The organism is Stenotrophomonas sp. NPDC077659 (assembly GCF_050268705.1).
Classification (GTDB): Bacteria; Pseudomonadota; Gammaproteobacteria; order Xanthomonadales; family Xanthomonadaceae; genus Stenotrophomonas.
Genome location: NZ_JBNNHG010000099.1, coordinates 1 through 13948 on the forward strand (window position 1 = coordinate 1; position 13948 = coordinate 13948).

At 66.9% G+C, this 13948-nt stretch carries 18 protein-coding genes; 12 read left to right on the forward strand and 6 right to left on the reverse strand.

What is annotated here, in order from left to right; all coding sequences use genetic code 11:
• Positions 1-106 precede the first annotated feature (106 nt).
• The 11 genes from hpf (at position 107) to ACQKDV_RS13740 (ending at position 8993) form a co-directional block, all read left to right on the forward strand.
• Positions 107-424 (forward strand): ribosome hibernation-promoting factor, HPF/YfiA family, encoded by a 318-nt coding sequence (hpf, locus tag ACQKDV_RS13690; RefSeq protein WP_079220898.1) that lies wholly within the window; start codon positions 107-109, stop codon positions 422-424.
• Positions 425-445: 21 nt separating this feature from the next.
• Positions 446-898, forward strand: a complete 453-nt coding sequence (locus ACQKDV_RS13695) for a PTS sugar transporter subunit IIA (RefSeq protein ID WP_427784350.1) — start codon at positions 446-448, stop codon at positions 896-898.
• Positions 895-1845 carry an HPr(Ser) kinase/phosphatase gene (gene hprK / locus ACQKDV_RS13700; protein ID WP_427784351.1) on the forward strand — a complete coding sequence of 317 codons (951 nt, stop codon included), beginning with the start codon at positions 895-897 and terminating at the stop codon, positions 1843-1845. The genes ACQKDV_RS13695 and hprK overlap by 4 nt, the downstream gene beginning before the upstream one ends.
• Before the next feature lie 23 nt (positions 1846-1868).
• Positions 1869-2753: an RNase adapter RapZ gene (rapZ, locus tag ACQKDV_RS13705; protein ID WP_427784352.1), complete on the forward strand. Its 885-nt coding sequence runs from the start codon at positions 1869-1871 to the stop codon at positions 2751-2753.
• 268 nt (positions 2754-3021) lie between these two features.
• Entirely contained in the window at positions 3022-3414 is a 393-nt protein-coding gene (locus ACQKDV_RS13710; protein ID WP_427784354.1) for a PTS sugar transporter subunit IIA, read from the forward strand.
• On the forward strand, positions 3407-3676 hold the full coding sequence (locus ACQKDV_RS13715) for an HPr family phosphocarrier protein (RefSeq protein ID WP_324809300.1): 270 nt from the start codon (positions 3407-3409) through the stop codon (positions 3674-3676). Before ACQKDV_RS13710 ends, ACQKDV_RS13715 begins: the two co-directional genes overlap by 8 nt.
• Before the next feature lie 2 nt (positions 3677-3678).
• Positions 3679-5448: a phosphoenolpyruvate--protein phosphotransferase gene (gene ptsP / locus ACQKDV_RS13720; protein ID WP_427784356.1), complete on the forward strand. Its 1770-nt coding sequence runs from the start codon at positions 3679-3681 to the stop codon at positions 5446-5448.
• A gap of 177 nt (positions 5449-5625) precedes the next feature.
• On the forward strand, positions 5626-6987 hold the full coding sequence (gene mgtE, locus ACQKDV_RS13725; RefSeq protein WP_427784357.1) for a magnesium transporter: 1362 nt from the start codon (positions 5626-5628) through the stop codon (positions 6985-6987).
• Positions 6988-7058: 71 nt separating this feature from the next.
• Positions 7059-7325, forward strand: coding sequence for a hypothetical protein (locus ACQKDV_RS13730; RefSeq protein WP_427784358.1), 267 nt, complete (start codon positions 7059-7061; stop codon positions 7323-7325).
• 70 nt (positions 7326-7395) lie between these two features.
• Positions 7396-8193: a prolyl oligopeptidase family serine peptidase gene (locus ACQKDV_RS13735; protein ID WP_427784359.1), complete on the forward strand. Its 798-nt coding sequence runs from the start codon at positions 7396-7398 to the stop codon at positions 8191-8193.
• A 77-nt stretch (positions 8194-8270) separates the two neighbouring features.
• The gene (locus tag ACQKDV_RS13740; RefSeq protein WP_427784360.1) at positions 8271-8993 is read left to right on the forward strand and encodes a tetratricopeptide repeat protein; all 723 of its coding nucleotides are present in this window, start codon (positions 8271-8273) and stop codon (positions 8991-8993) included.
• Positions 8994-9064: 71 nt separating this feature from the next.
• Here the strand turns inward: ACQKDV_RS13740 and ACQKDV_RS13745 are convergent, their stop codons facing one another.
• The 4 genes from ACQKDV_RS13745 to ACQKDV_RS13760 form a co-directional block, all read right to left on the reverse strand.
• Entirely contained in the window at positions 9065-9556 is a 492-nt protein-coding gene (locus tag ACQKDV_RS13745) for an REP-associated tyrosine transposase (RefSeq protein WP_427784362.1), read from the reverse strand.
• A gap of 184 nt (positions 9557-9740) precedes the next feature.
• Positions 9741-10691, reverse strand: a complete 951-nt coding sequence (locus ACQKDV_RS13750; RefSeq protein WP_324809311.1) for an aspartate carbamoyltransferase catalytic subunit — start codon at positions 10689-10691, stop codon at positions 9741-9743.
• 16 nt (positions 10692-10707) lie between these two features.
• Complete coding sequence (gene ruvX, locus ACQKDV_RS13755) at positions 10708-11202, reverse strand: Holliday junction resolvase RuvX (protein ID WP_427784364.1); 495 nt, start codon at positions 11200-11202, stop codon at positions 10708-10710.
• Positions 11195-11761, reverse strand: a complete 567-nt coding sequence (locus ACQKDV_RS13760) for a YqgE/AlgH family protein (protein ID WP_427784366.1) — start codon at positions 11759-11761, stop codon at positions 11195-11197. The genes ruvX and ACQKDV_RS13760 overlap by 8 nt, the downstream gene beginning before the upstream one ends.
• 78 nt (positions 11762-11839) lie before the next feature.
• Here ACQKDV_RS13760 and ACQKDV_RS13765 point away from each other — a divergent pair, with 78 nt between their 5' ends.
• Positions 11840-12385 (forward strand): DNA-3-methyladenine glycosylase I, encoded by a 546-nt coding sequence (locus ACQKDV_RS13765; RefSeq protein ID WP_427784368.1) that lies wholly within the window; start codon positions 11840-11842, stop codon positions 12383-12385.
• An 86-nt stretch (positions 12386-12471) separates the two neighbouring features.
• Here ACQKDV_RS13765 and ACQKDV_RS13770 read toward each other — a convergent pair whose 3' ends face one another.
• Positions 12472-13179 carry a YitT family protein gene (locus ACQKDV_RS13770; RefSeq protein ID WP_427784369.1) on the reverse strand — a complete coding sequence of 236 codons (708 nt, stop codon included), beginning with the start codon at positions 13177-13179 and terminating at the stop codon, positions 12472-12474.
• A 316-nt stretch (positions 13180-13495) separates the two neighbouring features.
• On the reverse strand, positions 13496-13732 hold the full coding sequence (locus tag ACQKDV_RS13775; protein WP_427784370.1) for a DUF4287 domain-containing protein: 237 nt from the start codon (positions 13730-13732) through the stop codon (positions 13496-13498).
• Between the last annotated feature and the right edge of the window lie 216 nt (positions 13733-13948).

Below are 13948 nucleotides of genomic sequence, written 5' to 3' on the forward strand. Positions count from 1 at the left end.
CAAGGGCGCGCTGTTCCAGTACGCCTACGGCAGCTACGGCATGTCGATGGACCCGCCGCGCCCGGCGGAGAGGTTCATTGGCACATCCGAACACAGGAGAAACCCGATGCGCATCGAAACGTTTGGCAAAGATGTCGAAGTCACCCCGGCCCTGCAGTCGTATGTTGAAGAAAAGCTGGCCCGGGTCGGAAAGCACTTCGACCAGCACTGCGAAGCGCGGGTAACCCTCAAGCTGCAGAAGACCGAACACCACGTCGACGCCAGCCTCAATATTCCCGGGCAGACCCTGCATGCCGAAGCCGGCGGCCAGACCATGTATGCCGCCATCGACGTCCTGGCGGACAAGCTGGACCGTCTGGTGATCAAGCACAAGGAGAAAAAACAGCAGCACGCCCCCCTGCCGGTGGGCGACAATGGCGGCTGATCGCCACCGTTTCCCGCAGACATGCCCCTGACTGACCTCCTGGCGGCCGTGCAGACCCAGCTCTGCACGGCCACCGACCGCGACAGCGTCCTGCAGGCCGCCGCCGGGTTGCTGGCCTGCCGCCAGGCCAACGCCGAACAGATCTACCTCAACCTGTGCCAACGCGAAGCACTGGGCAGTACGGCCATCGGTTGCGGCATCGCCATTCCCCACGGCCGTGCCCCTGCCCTGGACCGTCCCCGCGGCGCCCTGCTGCGGTTGCAGACCCCGGTCGATTTCGGCGGCGATGAACCGGTGGACCTGGTGTTCGCCATCGCCGTCCCCGCCCATTACACCCACCAGCACCTGATGCTGCTGTCCGAACTGGCCGAGCTGTTCTCGACGCCGTCCATACGCGCCGCACTGCGCGCGGCAGGCGATGCGCGGGCATTGCGCGAGGCCCTGGACCTCACCCCTCCGGCGAGCGCCGCATGAATACCAGCATCACCGCACGCGAACTGTTCGACCAGCAGCGCGAGCGGCTGGGCCTGCGCTGGGCCGCCGGCAAGACCGGCGAGAAGCGTGAGCTGGAAGCCGGCAACACGGTCTCCCGGCGCCCTTCGCTGGCCGGCTACCTCAATGCGATCTACCCCAACAAGGTGCAGATCCTCGGGACCGAGGAACTGTCCTGGCTGGACGCGCTGGAACCGCGCCAGCGCTGGGAAACGATCGAGAAGATCATGCAGTCGCACCCGCTGGCGCTGGTACTGACCCGCAACCAGGCCTGCCCGGAAGACCTGCGCGCGGCCGCCGATGAATCCGGCACGCCGCTGTGGCTGTCGCCCAAACGCGGCCACGAACTGCTCAACCACCTGTCCTATCACCTGGCGCGCACGCTGGCACCGCGGGTCATCCTGCATGGCGTGTTCATGGAGATCTACTCCATCGGCGTGCTGATCACCGGCGAGGCCGGATCGGGCAAGAGCGAGCTGGCGCTGGAACTGCTCAGCCGCGGCCACCGCCTGGTGGCCGACGATGCCCCCGAATTTACCCAGATCGCCCCGGACGTGCTCGACGGCACCTGCCCGGAACTGCTGCAGGACCTGCTGGAAGTGCGCGGCCTGGGCGTGCTGAACGTGCGCGAGATGTTCGGTGATACGGCGGTAAAGAAGAACAAGTACCTTCGGCTGATCGTCCACCTGACCAAGCCGATGACCGAGCCGACGCCACACGGCTACGAGCGCCTGACCGGCGATTCGGGCACCCGCCACGTGCTGGACCTGGACGTGCCGCTGATCACCCTGCCGGTGATGCCCGGCCGCAACCTGGCGGTGCTGACCGAGGCGGCCACCCGCCTGCACATTCTGCGCACCAAGGGTATCGACCCGGCGGCGATGTTCATCGCCCGCCACAGCAATCTGCTGGAACGGCGAACGCCCTGAGCCCCACGACCAAGAGCCTGTCCATGAGCACCCCCACCCCCACCGCCCCGACCCTGATCATCGTCAGCGGCCTGTCCGGCTCGGGTAAATCCGTCGCCCTGAAGACCTTCGAGGATCAGGACTACTACTGTTCGGACAACCTGCCGATCCAGCTGTTGCCGGATTTCGTACGCAGCGTGCTGGACAACCATGACGGCGGCGCGCCGCGCCGGCTGGCGGTGGGCATCGACGTCCGCGGCCAGGCTGATCTGAGCCAGTTGGCCGACTGGCGCAAGCTGGCCACCGATGCCGGCGTGCAGACCCGCGTGCTGTACTTCGAGGCCAGCGACGAGACAATGCTCAAGCGCTACGCTGACACCCGTCGCCGCCATCCGCTGAGCCAGCTGGGCCTGTCCCTGCCCGAAGCGATTGCCCGCGAGCGCGAACTGATCGCACCGCTGCGCCGCGAGGCAGACGTGGTCATCGATACCAGCACGTTGAACGTCCACCAGCTGCGCCGGCGGATCATCACCGAGTTCGCGATGGACCACGCCACGCGCCTGTCGCTGCTGTTCGAATCGTTCGCCTACAAGCGCGGCGTACCAGCGGAGGCCGACTTCGTGTTCGATGCACGTGTGCTGCCCAACCCGCACTGGGACCCGGACCTGCGTGCGCTGAGCGGCCGCGAGCCGGGCGTGCGCGAGTACCTTGAAGCGCAGCCGGACGTACAGCGCTACCTGGCCCAGCTGATGGACTTCCTCGATACCTGGCTGCCCAAGCTGGGCGATGGCACCCGCAGCTACGTCACCGTGGCCTTCGGCTGCACCGGCGGCAAGCATCGTTCGGTGTACCTGGCCGAACGCATGGCACGGCACGCCCGCGAGCGTGGCTGGGACGACGTGGCCACCTACCACCGCGAACAGGATTGAGGGAAGCCGGGCAGCGCCCGGCACCCGCAGATGCAACCGCAACGTCAACGGCAAGAGCTGGTTTACGTGGGATGGCGGGGCGGCTGGCAGGTGTCGACCTTGGTCGACACAGTAGATCCACGCCATGCGTGGATGGGGGGCAGAGGGAATGGCGTCAGAGCCATTTTCCCGAGGAACAGGGATCCGACCCCGGCAACGCTGAATACGGGACACAGTGCCCCTCTCCTGCTGCTATCGCCAATTCACCTTGACCTGTTAACGTGCAGTAATGACCTGTGGCATTCTCCTCGTAACACATCCTGGGGTCGGGACCGCCGTGCTTGAGGTGGCGACCCGGCTTCTGCGGCAGTTGCCGCTGAAAACCGAAGCTTTCGAAGTACCGTTCGACGCAGACCTGGATGCCCTTCTCCCACTCGCTTCGGCTGCCTTGCGCCGGGTGGATGGGGGTGAGGGCGTGCTGATCCTGACCGACCTGTACGGCGCCAGCCCCGCCAACCTTGCCGGGCAACTGGCCCGGCTGGGAACCCCGGTTCGCCGGGTGTCGGCGCTGAGTCTGCCGATGTTGCTGCGGGTGATGAATTATCCGGAACAGGGACTGGATCAACTGCCCGCCACAGCCGCGGCGGGCACCCGTAATGGAGCGATAGTCGACGATGCTTGAACGAGAACTCACCGTGAGCAACCGCCTGGGCCTGCATGCCCGGGCCACCGCCAAGCTGGTGCAGACGCTGGCCCCATTCCGCTGCAACGTGACCATGGCCGCCAAGGGTCGTGAGATCAACGCCAAGAGCATCATGGGTGTGATGCTGCTGGCCGCCGGCCAGGGCACCCCGGTCACCATCCGCATCAACGGCGAGGATGAAGCCGCGGCGATGGACGCCGTGGTCGACCTGTTCGAGCGCCGCTTCGACGAGGACAGCTGAGCGTGCCGCGCGCACGTGCCGGCCAACCTGCCACCGGCCAACGGCCGGTACAGCTGCTGGCCGGCCACGGCGCCGCACGGGGTTCGGCGATGGGACGGGCGCGGGTGCGCCTGCCGCATGCGCTGGAAGTGGCCGAACAACGCGTCGCGCCGCAGCAGGTGGAGGCCGAACTGGCCCGTCTGCACCGTGCCCTGGATGCAGCGCGCGCGGAAATGCATGAGCTGCGCCAGCGCCTGCACGGCGCCCTGAGCCAGGATGTCGGTGAGTTCCTCGACCTGCATGCCCTGCTGCTGGATGACCCCGAGCTGCTGTATGGCCTGGACGAACTGATCCGCAGCGGCCCGTACAGTGCCGGCTACGCGCTGCGCCTGCAGCGCGACCGCCTGGCCAAAGTCTTCGATGGCATGGACGATGCCTACCTGAAGAGCCGCATGGACGACCTGGACCACGTCATTGGTCGCCTCCACGCCTTCCTGCAGCCGGAACGCCCGCCGGCAGTGAAGGGCCTGGCCGGCGAGATCCTGGTCTGCGACAACATCGCCCCTTCCGAGCTGGCCCAGCTGCAGGCGCAGGGCGTGGTCGGCATCGTCACCGCCGCCGGCAGTGCGCTGTCGCACAGTGCGATCCTCGCCCGCAGCCTGCACCTGCCGCTCATCGTCAACGTGCCGCAGCTGCTCAGCCGCATCGCCGATGGCGACGTGCTCATCATCGATGGCGCCGATGGCAGCATCACCGTCAACCCGCAGGCCGACAACCTGCGCGACTACCGCGTGCGCCTGAAGGAACATGCGCGCGAGCAGCGCGAGCTCGGCCGCCTGCGCAGCAAGCCCAGCCGTACCCGCGACCAGGTCGACATCGCCCTGCTGGCCAATGCCGAGTCGCTGGAAGACGTGACCCAGGCGCATGCGCTGGGCGCACAGGGGCTTGGCCTGTACCGCACCGAATTCCTGTTCCTGCAGCGCAACGAGCTGCCGGATGAGGAAGAGCAGTTCCAGACCTACCGTGACGCCGCCCTGGGCATGAGCGGGCGGCCAGTCACCATCCGCACCCTCGACCTGGGCGCGGACAAGGCCGACCGCACCGGGCTGACCCTGAGCAACGAGGAAAACCCGGCCCTGGGCCTGCGTGGCGTGCGCCTGTCGCTGGCGCGACCGAAGGTGTCCGACACCCAGCTGCGCGCGATCCTGCGCGCCTCGGCCTACGGCAGGCTGCGCGTGCTGGTGCCGATGGTCAGTACCCGCGAGGAGCTGCTGGCGGTGCGCCGACGGATGCTCAAGCTGAGCGAGCAACTGCGCAGCGAAGGCCATGTGGTGGCCGAGCACGTGCCGCTGGGCGCGATGATCGAAGTGCCCGCCGCCGCGTTGGCACTGGAAAGCTTCATCGACCTGGTCGACTTCCTGTCGATCGGCACCAACGACCTGGTGCAGTACCTGCTCGCCGCCGACCGCAACAACGAGGCGCTGGGCGAGCTGTATTCGCCGCTGCACCCGGCGGTACTGCGCCTGCTGCAGCTGGTCATCGATACCGGCGCACGCCACCGCATTCCGGTGGCGGTATGTGGTGAGATCGCCGGCGATGCGCGCATGGCCCCGCTGCTGCTGGCGCTGGGGTTGACCGAGTTCAGCCTGCACCCGGGCACGCTGCTGGAGGTGCGCCGCGCCATCCGCGAGGCCGACCTGGGCGCGTTGCGCGCACGCGCACCGAAACTGCTGGCCGCACGTGACCGGCGGGCCATCGAGCGCTGGCTGGCGTTGGTGGCCGACGCGGTCTGACCATCAACGGTAGTGCCGGCCGCTGACCGGCAGATGCAATGTTGCCGGCCAGCGGCCGGCACTACCCACCCGGCGGGGTATGCGTTGCAACATCCGCTTGCGATAATGACGCGCTGAACACCCCTGTTGCCGCATCCTTGCCGGGATCGCGGCTTTTCTCTTCCCGCGGGAGCTGCGATGGCTGAGGCTGTACGCCACGACAAGACTGCGCGCCAGCTGCGGCTGTTGTCCGATGCACTGGACAGTGGCCGGCTGGGTCCGGTGCGGCGTCTGGTCAATACCCTGGCGCCGGCCGAGATCGGCAACCTGCTCGAATCGCTGCCGCCCGGCAAACGCGAAGTGGTGTGGGGGCTGGTCGATCCCGAGGATGATGGCGAGGTGCTGGTCCACGTCGGCGAGGAAGTGCGCGAAAGCCTGCTCGCGGACATGGACCCGGACGAAATCATCGCCGCGGTCGAAGACCTGGACATCGATGACCTCGCCGACCTGGTCGAAGACCTCCCCGATACGGTCATCGACGAGGTCCTCAAGTCGATGGACCGCGAGAACCGCGAGCGCCTGGAACAGGTGCTGTCCTACCCCGAGGACAGCGCCGGCCGTCTGATGAACCCGGACGTGGTGACCGTGCGTGCCGACGTCAACGTCGACGTGGTGCTGCGCTACCTGCGCCTGCGCGGCGAACTGCCCGACCACACCGACCACCTGTTCGTGGTCAGCCGCCGCCACCAGTACCTGGGCCGCGTGTCGCTGGCCGCGCTGGTCACCCACGAAGACACCACGCCGATCAATCGGTTGATCGACGATGAGCAGCCGGCCATCGACGTCGGCGAGAGCGACCAGGAAGTCGCCCGGCAGTTCTCCGACCATGACTGGGTGTCGGCACCGGTGGTGGACGACAACAACATCCTGCTCGGCCGCATCACCATCGATGACGTGGTGGACATCATCCGTTCGCAGGCCGAGCACCAGGCGCTGGGCGCCGCCGGTCTGGACGAGGAAGAGGATCTGTTCTCGCCGATCAAGCGTGCCGTGCGCGGCCGCGTGGTCTGGCTGGGCATCAATCTGTGCACGGCGTTCCTCGCCGCCAGTGTGATCGGCCAGTTCGAACTGACCCTGCAGAAAGTGGTGGCACTGGCGGTGCTCATGCCCATCGTCGCCGGCGTCGGCGGCAACGCGGCCGTGCAGGTGCTGACCCTGATGGTGCGCGGCATCGCGCTGGGCCAGGTGGGCCAGAGCAATGCGCGCATCCTGCTGTGGAAGGAAGCCCGCGTGGCGCTGATCAACGGCACGTTGATCGGCCTGCTGGTGGGCGTGATCGCGTTTGTGTGGTTCCACAGCGCGCTGCTGTCGCTGGTGATCGCCCTGGCGCTGATCATCAACTTCCTGGCCGCCGCGCTGGCGGGTGTGCTGTTGCCGCTGCTGCTCAAGCGCATGAACGTGGACCCGGCCGTGGCCGGCACCGTGGTGGTGACCGCGGTGACCGACGTGATGGGCTTCTTCAGCTTCCTCGGCCTGGCCACCCTCATCCTGCTGCACTGACCCCTCCTCTGGGGACAGATCCCTGCGAAGCAGGGCTCTGTCCCCAACGGCATTACTGACCGGACGCGCCCATGGCCACCACGATCGAAAACTACTTCCAGCCCGGTTGGCGCGAGCAGATGCACACCTGTGCCGCCTGCGAATGGAAAGGCAACGCACGGGCGATGGTGATGGAGCTGGATGAGGACGCCACCGAGTACGACTGCCCGGTGTGCGAGAACCCGCTGCTGGTGGTGATGCACCCGGACATGGCGCAGGTGCAGGCCGCTGCCGCTGACGGCAACGCCGAGGCCCAGGAACAGCTGGACATCATCGCCAGCTTCCCGCGTCCGCAGTGACGCGCTGCACGATGCCCAACGGGCGCGGAAGCACTACCATGAAAACGCTTCCAACCCTTGGGGAAATGTCATGGTCCGTCCGTTGCTGCGGTGGCTGCCGCTGCTGTCCCTGCTGATGCTGGCCGCCTGCGCCAGTACGCCCGACAGCGCGCGCGGCCACTTTGAATCACGCGCGGTGAAGGTGGACGGGCAGACTGCCTATTACCAGGTCTTCATTCCCGCAGCGACGGCGCGCACCACCGGTTCGCTGCCGGTGGTGCTGTTCCTGCATGGCTCGGGTGAGCGCGGTCGCGATGGCGTCAAACAGACCCATGCAGGGTTGGGCTCCTATCTGCGCGAACATGCGACCGACTTCCCGGCGCTGGCGGTGTTCCCGCAGGTGCCTGGGGAAGAGGAGTGGAGCGGCCACAACAACCGCGTGGCGCTGGCCGCACTGAATGCCGCCATCGCCGAATTCGGCGCCGACCCGGCGCGACAGTACCTGACCGGCATGTCGATGGGCGGCTACGGAAGCTGGAACATCGCCTTGGACGAGCCACAGCGTTTTGCGGCGATCGTGCCGGTTTGCGGCGCGGTGCTGGCCCCGCGCGCGGTGCGCCCGACCCTGTTCGTCGAACAGGTGGCGCACGAAGCCGATCCCTACGCAGCAATCGCGCAGCGCCTGCAGCAGACCCCGATCTGGATCTTCCACGGCGCGCAGGACGACGTGGTGCCCCCCGCCGATGACCGCCGCCTGCATGCAGCGTTCGAGGCGGCTGGTGCGCGTGACGTGCGCTACACCGAGTACCCCGACGGCAACCACAATGCCTGGGACGCGACCTACGCCGACCCGGCGATGTGGGCGTGGTTGTTCGCGCAGAAGCGCTGACGATCGGTCCACGGGCTGCTAGGCTGCGGACTTGGCGCCGGTGGCGGCGCATCAGGGGCGGGACGATGAAGGCAGGGATGCTGCAGGCAGCACTTTGTGTGCTGCTGGCGTGTAGTGCGCAGGTGCAGGCACAGGAAGCGGAACCCGACTTCCGGCTGACCACGCTGCAACCCTCACGAATGAACGTCGACAGTGGCCTGGGCCATCATCTGCGCGACGACGTCAGCGCAGCCACGCGCATTACCCAGAGCGGCGACCTGAAAGGGGCCGAACAGCAGCTGCAGGCACCGCTGTCCTATTGCCGCGCGCAGCGCGACACGCCTGGGCGGCGCGCCCTCGCCTTCAGCAGGCGCCAGCAGTACGAGCAGTACGTGGCCGAGCACGGCGACGGCACGCCCACCGAATGGCTGGACATCACCTGTGCCTCGGCCCTCCAGCAGCTGGCGTACATCCGGGTGGAGCAACGCCGTTTCGAGGATGCCATCGTGGTGCTGGAGGAAGCCATGGCACTGGCACCGCTTGATCCGGAAAGCTTCAACGAAATGGGCGTTGCGCTGATCCAGCTGCGGCGCCCGAAGGAAGCACTGGACTTCTACGAACGCGCACTGGCGCTGATTGATCGCGACGGCGTGTCGGTCAACAGCCGCCCGGTGGCACTGCGCGGCATCGGCTTCACCCTGATCGAACTGGGCGAGTTGAAGAAAGCGCGCGCAACCTTCGAGCGCGTGCTGGAAATTCAAACGAACGACCCGAAATCGGTGAACGAGCTGGCCTACATCGACGCCATGGAAGCCCGATAGCGACCGACGGCGCTCGGTAGGTGCCAACCTTGGTCGGCACAGCTTCTGGTAGGTGCCAACCTTGGTTGGCACTATGGGTCAACGCCATGGAAACTCAGACGGCCACCGGGCGCTTTCAGCTCCCACTCGCACCAGGCGTGTCGATATTGCCCCAGTTCTGTCGCCAATCCAGCCCTGATCGGGTTGCCCATCAGATACATCGCATGCCGATACAGTGATTCATCCGATCGAATCGCATGATCGTGATAGCAGGCCTGCCAGAAGCGCCCGACCCGCCCCAGCGACCGGTTCACCTGCAGGGCGGTACGTGACTTGAATCGTTTCATCACGTTCTCCAACGTTCCTGCGCGTAGTTCCACCAGCCAGTGGATATGGTCAGGCATGACCACATAGGCAATCGAGCGGGTGAAGCCTTCCTGGTCGAGGCGCTGGAACTCGCGGATCGCCAGCACTGCAGCAGCGTCGCAGGCAAACATTGGCGCGCGGCCCTGCACAACAGTGGTGAGGAGGTAGCTGAGGCCGATGCTGGAGTGACGGCCGAGCAGAAGACGGGCGCTGTTCATGGGCGCAAGCATGGGCGTGAGGGCCTGCGGTGAACATCGGGGAATGACTTGGCTTTGGGTAAGCGTGTGCCAACCAAGGTTGGCACCTACCAGAGCGGTGTGCCAACCAAGGTTGGCATCTACCAGAGCGGTGTGCCAACCAAGGTTGGCACCTACCAGAGCGCTGCCCCCACCCGGGCAGCGGTCAGCCCAGCAGGGTTTCCAGCACGGCCATGCGCACGGCGACGCCGTTGGCGACCTGGCGCAGCACCCACGACTGCGGGCCGTCGGCGACCTCGTCGGTCACTTCCACGCCGCGGTTGATCGGGCCCGGATGCAGCACGGCGGCATCCTTGCCGGCGCGGGCCAGCCGTTCGGCGTTCAGGCCGTACTGCGCGTGGTACTGCTCCAGCGACGGCACCAGGCCTTCTTCCATGCGTTCGCGCTGCAGGCGCAGCATCATCAGCGCATCCACGCCTTCCAGCATCGCGTCGAAGTCCTCGCCGACCACGCAGCCCTTCAGGGTTTCATCGTCGGGCAGCAGCGACTGCGGGCCGCACACGCGGATCTCGCCCACGCCCAGCGTGCGCAGTGCGTGCAGGTCGGTGCGGGCCACGCGCGAATGCTTCACGTCGCCGACGATCACGACCTTCAGTTTCGAGAAATCCGGGCCCTTGGCCTGGCGCAGGGTCAGCATGTCCAGCAGGCCCTGGGTCGGGTGCGAACTGCGGCCGTCGCCGGCGTTGACCAGGGCGGTGCCCTCGCCCGCCGCTGCGGCCAATGCAGCCACTGCACCGTCATCGGGATGGCGCACCACGAAGCCGCGTACGCCCATCGCTTCCAGGTTCTTCAACGTGTCGCAGGCGGTTTCGCCCTTGCGCGTGGACGAGGTGGAGGCATCGAAGTTCAGCACGTCCGCGCCCAGCCGCTGCGCGGCCAGCTGGAACGAGCTGCGGGTGCGGGTGGAGGGTTCGAAGAACAGCGTGCACACCGCCGAACCGGCCAGCACCTGCCGCTTGTTGCCGACGCGGCCGACGGCGGCATCGCGGATCTGACCTGCCCGGTCGAGCAGCTGCAGCAGGGTTTCGCGCGGCAGGCCTTCAAGGGTCAGCAGGTGGCGCAGGCGTCCGGAAGCATCGAGTTGCTGGGCAGTCATGGCGGGAGTCGTGCAGTCAGGGAATGGGGGTGGCGTCGTCGGGGGACGACAGCCAGCGGTCGATGATCACCGCCGCAGCCACGGCATCGAGCGCAGCCGCATCACGGCGGCGCTTGCGCCCTTCGGCGCGCTCGACGGCGAAGCGGCGGGCGGCCTCGACCGAGCTGGAACGCTCGTCGATCATCGCCACCGGCAGCTTGAAGCGTTCCCGCAGCTGGCGGGCGAAGCCCTGCGCGCGCTTGCGGTTGGGCTGGTCCTGGCCATCCAGGGTGAGCGGATCGCCCACCACCAGGCCGTCAGGCTTCCATTCCTTGAGCAGGCGTTCGATCACGGTCCAGTCCGGACCGTTGCCATGCACATCGACCACGGCCACCGCGCGCGCATGCGCCGCGAAGGCACTGCCGATGGCCACGCCGATACGTCGCGAGCCAACGTCGAACCCCAGCACGGTGCCGTCGCGGCGGATGGCCGGGGCGGCAGGAACCGGAGTGGGCGCAGCCGGCTCAGACATGGCCGCTGTAATCGGTCAGCCGGAACAGGTCCACGCCGATACGCGAGGCCGCGCCCTGCCAGCGCTGCTCCAGCGGCAGCTGGAACACCAGCTCGGCATCGGCCGGCACGGTCAGCCAGCTGTTCTCGGACAGCTCGCTTTCCAGCTGCCCTGCCCCCCAGCCGGCGCAGCCCAGGGTGACCACGGCATTGGCCGGACCTTCGCCACGCGCCATCGCTTCGAGGATGTCGCGCGAGGTGGTCAGGTACAGGCCCTCGCCCACGCGCAGGCTGGAATCCCAGTCGCGCGCATCGTCGTGGATGACGAAGCCGCGCTCGGGATGGACCGGGCCGCCGTTGAGGACCATGCGCGCCTGCAGCTCACCATCACCGGTGGTGATGTCCATCTGCGAAAGCACTTCGCCCAGCGTATATTCGGACGGCTGGTTGACCAGCACGCCCATCGCCCCGTTCTCGTCGTGCTGGCAGATCAGCGCGACACTGCGGGCAAAGGTGGCGTCGATCAGCGACGGCAGCGCGACGAGCAGGTGATCGGCAAGGGAGGTAGGCGTTACAGACATGGCGCCATTCTAGCCGGTGGGCGCCTCCGGCGCCTGCACGCCGCGCATAATGGGCGGTCCGTCCTTCAGGAGAACCCCGTGTCCGGATACTGCCGCATCGCCCCGGACCACCCGGTGCACGCGTTCTACCACGCCAATGAATACGGCTTCCCGCAGCGCGATGAGCGCGAACTGTTCGAGCGGCTGGTACTGGAAATCAACCAGGCCGGGCTGAGCTGGGAAACCATCCTGAAGAAGCGCGAGGGCTTCCGCGCGGCCTACGATGGCTTCGACGTGGACCGCGTGGCGGCCTATGCCGAACAGGACATCGAGCGGCTGCTGTCGGACGCGGGCATCATCCGCAACCGGCTGAAGGTTCTGGCCGCGATCCACAACGCCCAGGTGATCCAGCAGCTGCGCGCCAGCCATGGCAGCTTCGCCGCGTGGCTGGATGCGCACCACCCACGCAGCAAGGGCGACTGGGTGAAGCTGTTCAAGAAGACGTTCCGCTTCACCGGCGGCGAGATCACCGGCGAGTTCCTGATGAGCCTGGGCTATCTGCCCGGCGCGCATGCCGAGGACTGCCCGGTGCATGCGCAGCTGTTGAAGCTGGCACCGCCGTGGGTGCAGGTCCCGGGCGGTTGATCGGCGTCCGTGCCAGCCACGCATGGCGTGGCTCTACTGCATGTTGCCGGTGATCTACACGTTCCCGGCGAACGCGGAGGACGCGATCACACGCCCATGTAGCGGCCGGGGCGATGGTTGAACATCAGCACCAGGCTGAGCACCACCGCGCCAATGGCCGAGTACATCACTTTCGACGGCGACAGCACGAAGAACGCCGCCACCATCAGGCAGGCATCGAAGGACATCTGCACCTTGCCGGCGCTCCAGCCGCGGGTGCGCTGCAGGTACACCGCCAGGATGCCGATACCGCCCAGGCTGGCGCGGTGGCGGATGAAGAACAGGATGCCCAGGCCGGACAGGGCACCACCAACCAGCGCCGAATACAACGGGGCGATATGCGAGAAATCGGCCCAGCGGGGCAGAATGTCGGTGAGCACGCCGCAGGCGGTGACCGCAGCAAAGGTCTTGAGGGTGAATTCCCAGCCCATGCGGCGCACGGCCACCCAATAGAACGGCAGGTTGACCAGCACGAAGACCAGGCCGAAGTTCCAGCCCATGGCGTAGTGCAGCAGGAGGGCCGCGCCGGCCATGCCGCCGATCATCAGCCCACCCTTGGCGAAGATGGCCAGGCCCAGCGAGGCCACGAGCGTGGCCAGGACCATGCCCTGCACATCCTCGGCGACGGAGTGGCGCAACGCTTTTTCGTCGGCGGGGGTACCGGCGCTGTCGGGCGGCGGGGTCAACGGACCGGCGGTGACCAGGTGGCCGTCAGCGTCGTCGCACGGCGCCGGGCCATGGGATTGGAGGGACATGGGTGTGGGGGTGCAGCAGTGGGGACGCGTATTAGACACGATCCGGGTGACAGTTGCAGATGAAATCGTTCAGCCAGCGAACGGCGCAGCCCCTCGTGGCTGGGCGGCGAACTGCTTGCCATTCTGGCGGTGGGCAGGGCGGGTGGGCCGTGCAGGGGGCGCTGCAAGTACGTCCATGTAAGCTCGGTCGCCGCATCCATAGGCTCACGCCCCTGCACGACCCACCCGCCCTGCCCTGGACGATTTCCGGGTGCGTCCAGCCACGTGAAAAGAAATAAAGATCAGAAGCGGGTCGCTTCGCTCGGTGGAGCGCTGGTCAGCGCGCGGCCTTGAGGTGGTGGGCAACCAGGGCATTGGCATGGCCGTGGTCCAAGCCGTGCTCGGCCTTCAGGTAACTGACCAGTTCCATGTGCTTCAGCGCAGGCTGCTTCGCCAACAGGCCCAGCCAGTGCGCCACCGGCTGGCCGCAGGTCTTTTCGATGGAAGGGAAATACGAGGCCGGGCCTTTCAGCGTGGTGTCAGTGCTTAATGTGCAGCTCTCGTTGAACGTCATCCATTCGACGAACCACAGACGCAGAAATCGACATCCCCCCATACATCCACACAATGGGTTCCGACCCGTGCCGACCAACGGTCGGCACCCACCAAAGCAGAATGCCGTTCCAGCAGCTCGCGTGAAACTGTCGAAAGCGGGATGGGTCCGGTTGCGGGGGCGTGAGCCGCATGGGCCCGAGGCATGCCTCGGGCGGGTTGGGCAGGACGCCCAACC

What these genes read in the sequence shown, in the direction of transcription:
- ACQKDV_RS13750 (WP_324809311.1), bottom strand. Translation starts at nt 10,691, where the DNA reads ATGACTGCCCAGCAACTCGATGCTTCCGGACGCCTGCGCCACCTGCTG.
- hprK (WP_427784351.1), top strand. Translation starts at nt 895, where the DNA reads ATGAATACCAGCATCACCGCACGCGAACTGTTCGACCAGCAGCGCGAG.
- ACQKDV_RS13775 (WP_427784370.1), bottom strand. Translation starts at nt 13,732, where the DNA reads ATGACGTTCAACGAGAGCTGCACATTAAGCACTGACACCACGCTGAAA.
- ruvX (WP_427784364.1), bottom strand. Translation starts at nt 11,202, where the DNA reads ATGTCTGAGCCGGCTGCGCCCACTCCGGTTCCTGCCGCCCCGGCCATC.
- ACQKDV_RS13735 (WP_427784359.1), top strand. Translation starts at nt 7,396, where the DNA reads ATGGTCCGTCCGTTGCTGCGGTGGCTGCCGCTGCTGTCCCTGCTGATG.
- ACQKDV_RS13745 (WP_427784362.1), bottom strand. Translation starts at nt 9,556, where the DNA reads ATGAACAGCGCCCGTCTTCTGCTCGGCCGTCACTCCAGCATCGGCCTC.
- ACQKDV_RS13730 (WP_427784358.1), top strand. Translation starts at nt 7,059, where the DNA reads ATGGCCACCACGATCGAAAACTACTTCCAGCCCGGTTGGCGCGAGCAG.
- mgtE (WP_427784357.1), top strand. Translation starts at nt 5,626, where the DNA reads ATGGCTGAGGCTGTACGCCACGACAAGACTGCGCGCCAGCTGCGGCTG.
- ACQKDV_RS13770 (WP_427784369.1), bottom strand. Translation starts at nt 13,179, where the DNA reads ATGTCCCTCCAATCCCATGGCCCGGCGCCGTGCGACGACGCTGACGGC.
- ACQKDV_RS13695 (WP_427784350.1), top strand. Translation starts at nt 446, where the DNA reads ATGCCCCTGACTGACCTCCTGGCGGCCGTGCAGACCCAGCTCTGCACG.
- hpf (WP_079220898.1), top strand. Translation starts at nt 107, where the DNA reads ATGCGCATCGAAACGTTTGGCAAAGATGTCGAAGTCACCCCGGCCCTG.
- ACQKDV_RS13760 (WP_427784366.1), bottom strand. Translation starts at nt 11,761, where the DNA reads ATGTCTGTAACGCCTACCTCCCTTGCCGATCACCTGCTCGTCGCGCTG.
- ACQKDV_RS13740 (WP_427784360.1), top strand. Translation starts at nt 8,271, where the DNA reads ATGCTGCAGGCAGCACTTTGTGTGCTGCTGGCGTGTAGTGCGCAGGTG.
- ACQKDV_RS13715 (WP_324809300.1), top strand. Translation starts at nt 3,407, where the DNA reads ATGCTTGAACGAGAACTCACCGTGAGCAACCGCCTGGGCCTGCATGCC.
- ACQKDV_RS13710 (WP_427784354.1), top strand. Translation starts at nt 3,022, where the DNA reads ATGACCTGTGGCATTCTCCTCGTAACACATCCTGGGGTCGGGACCGCC.
- rapZ (WP_427784352.1), top strand. Translation starts at nt 1,869, where the DNA reads ATGAGCACCCCCACCCCCACCGCCCCGACCCTGATCATCGTCAGCGGC.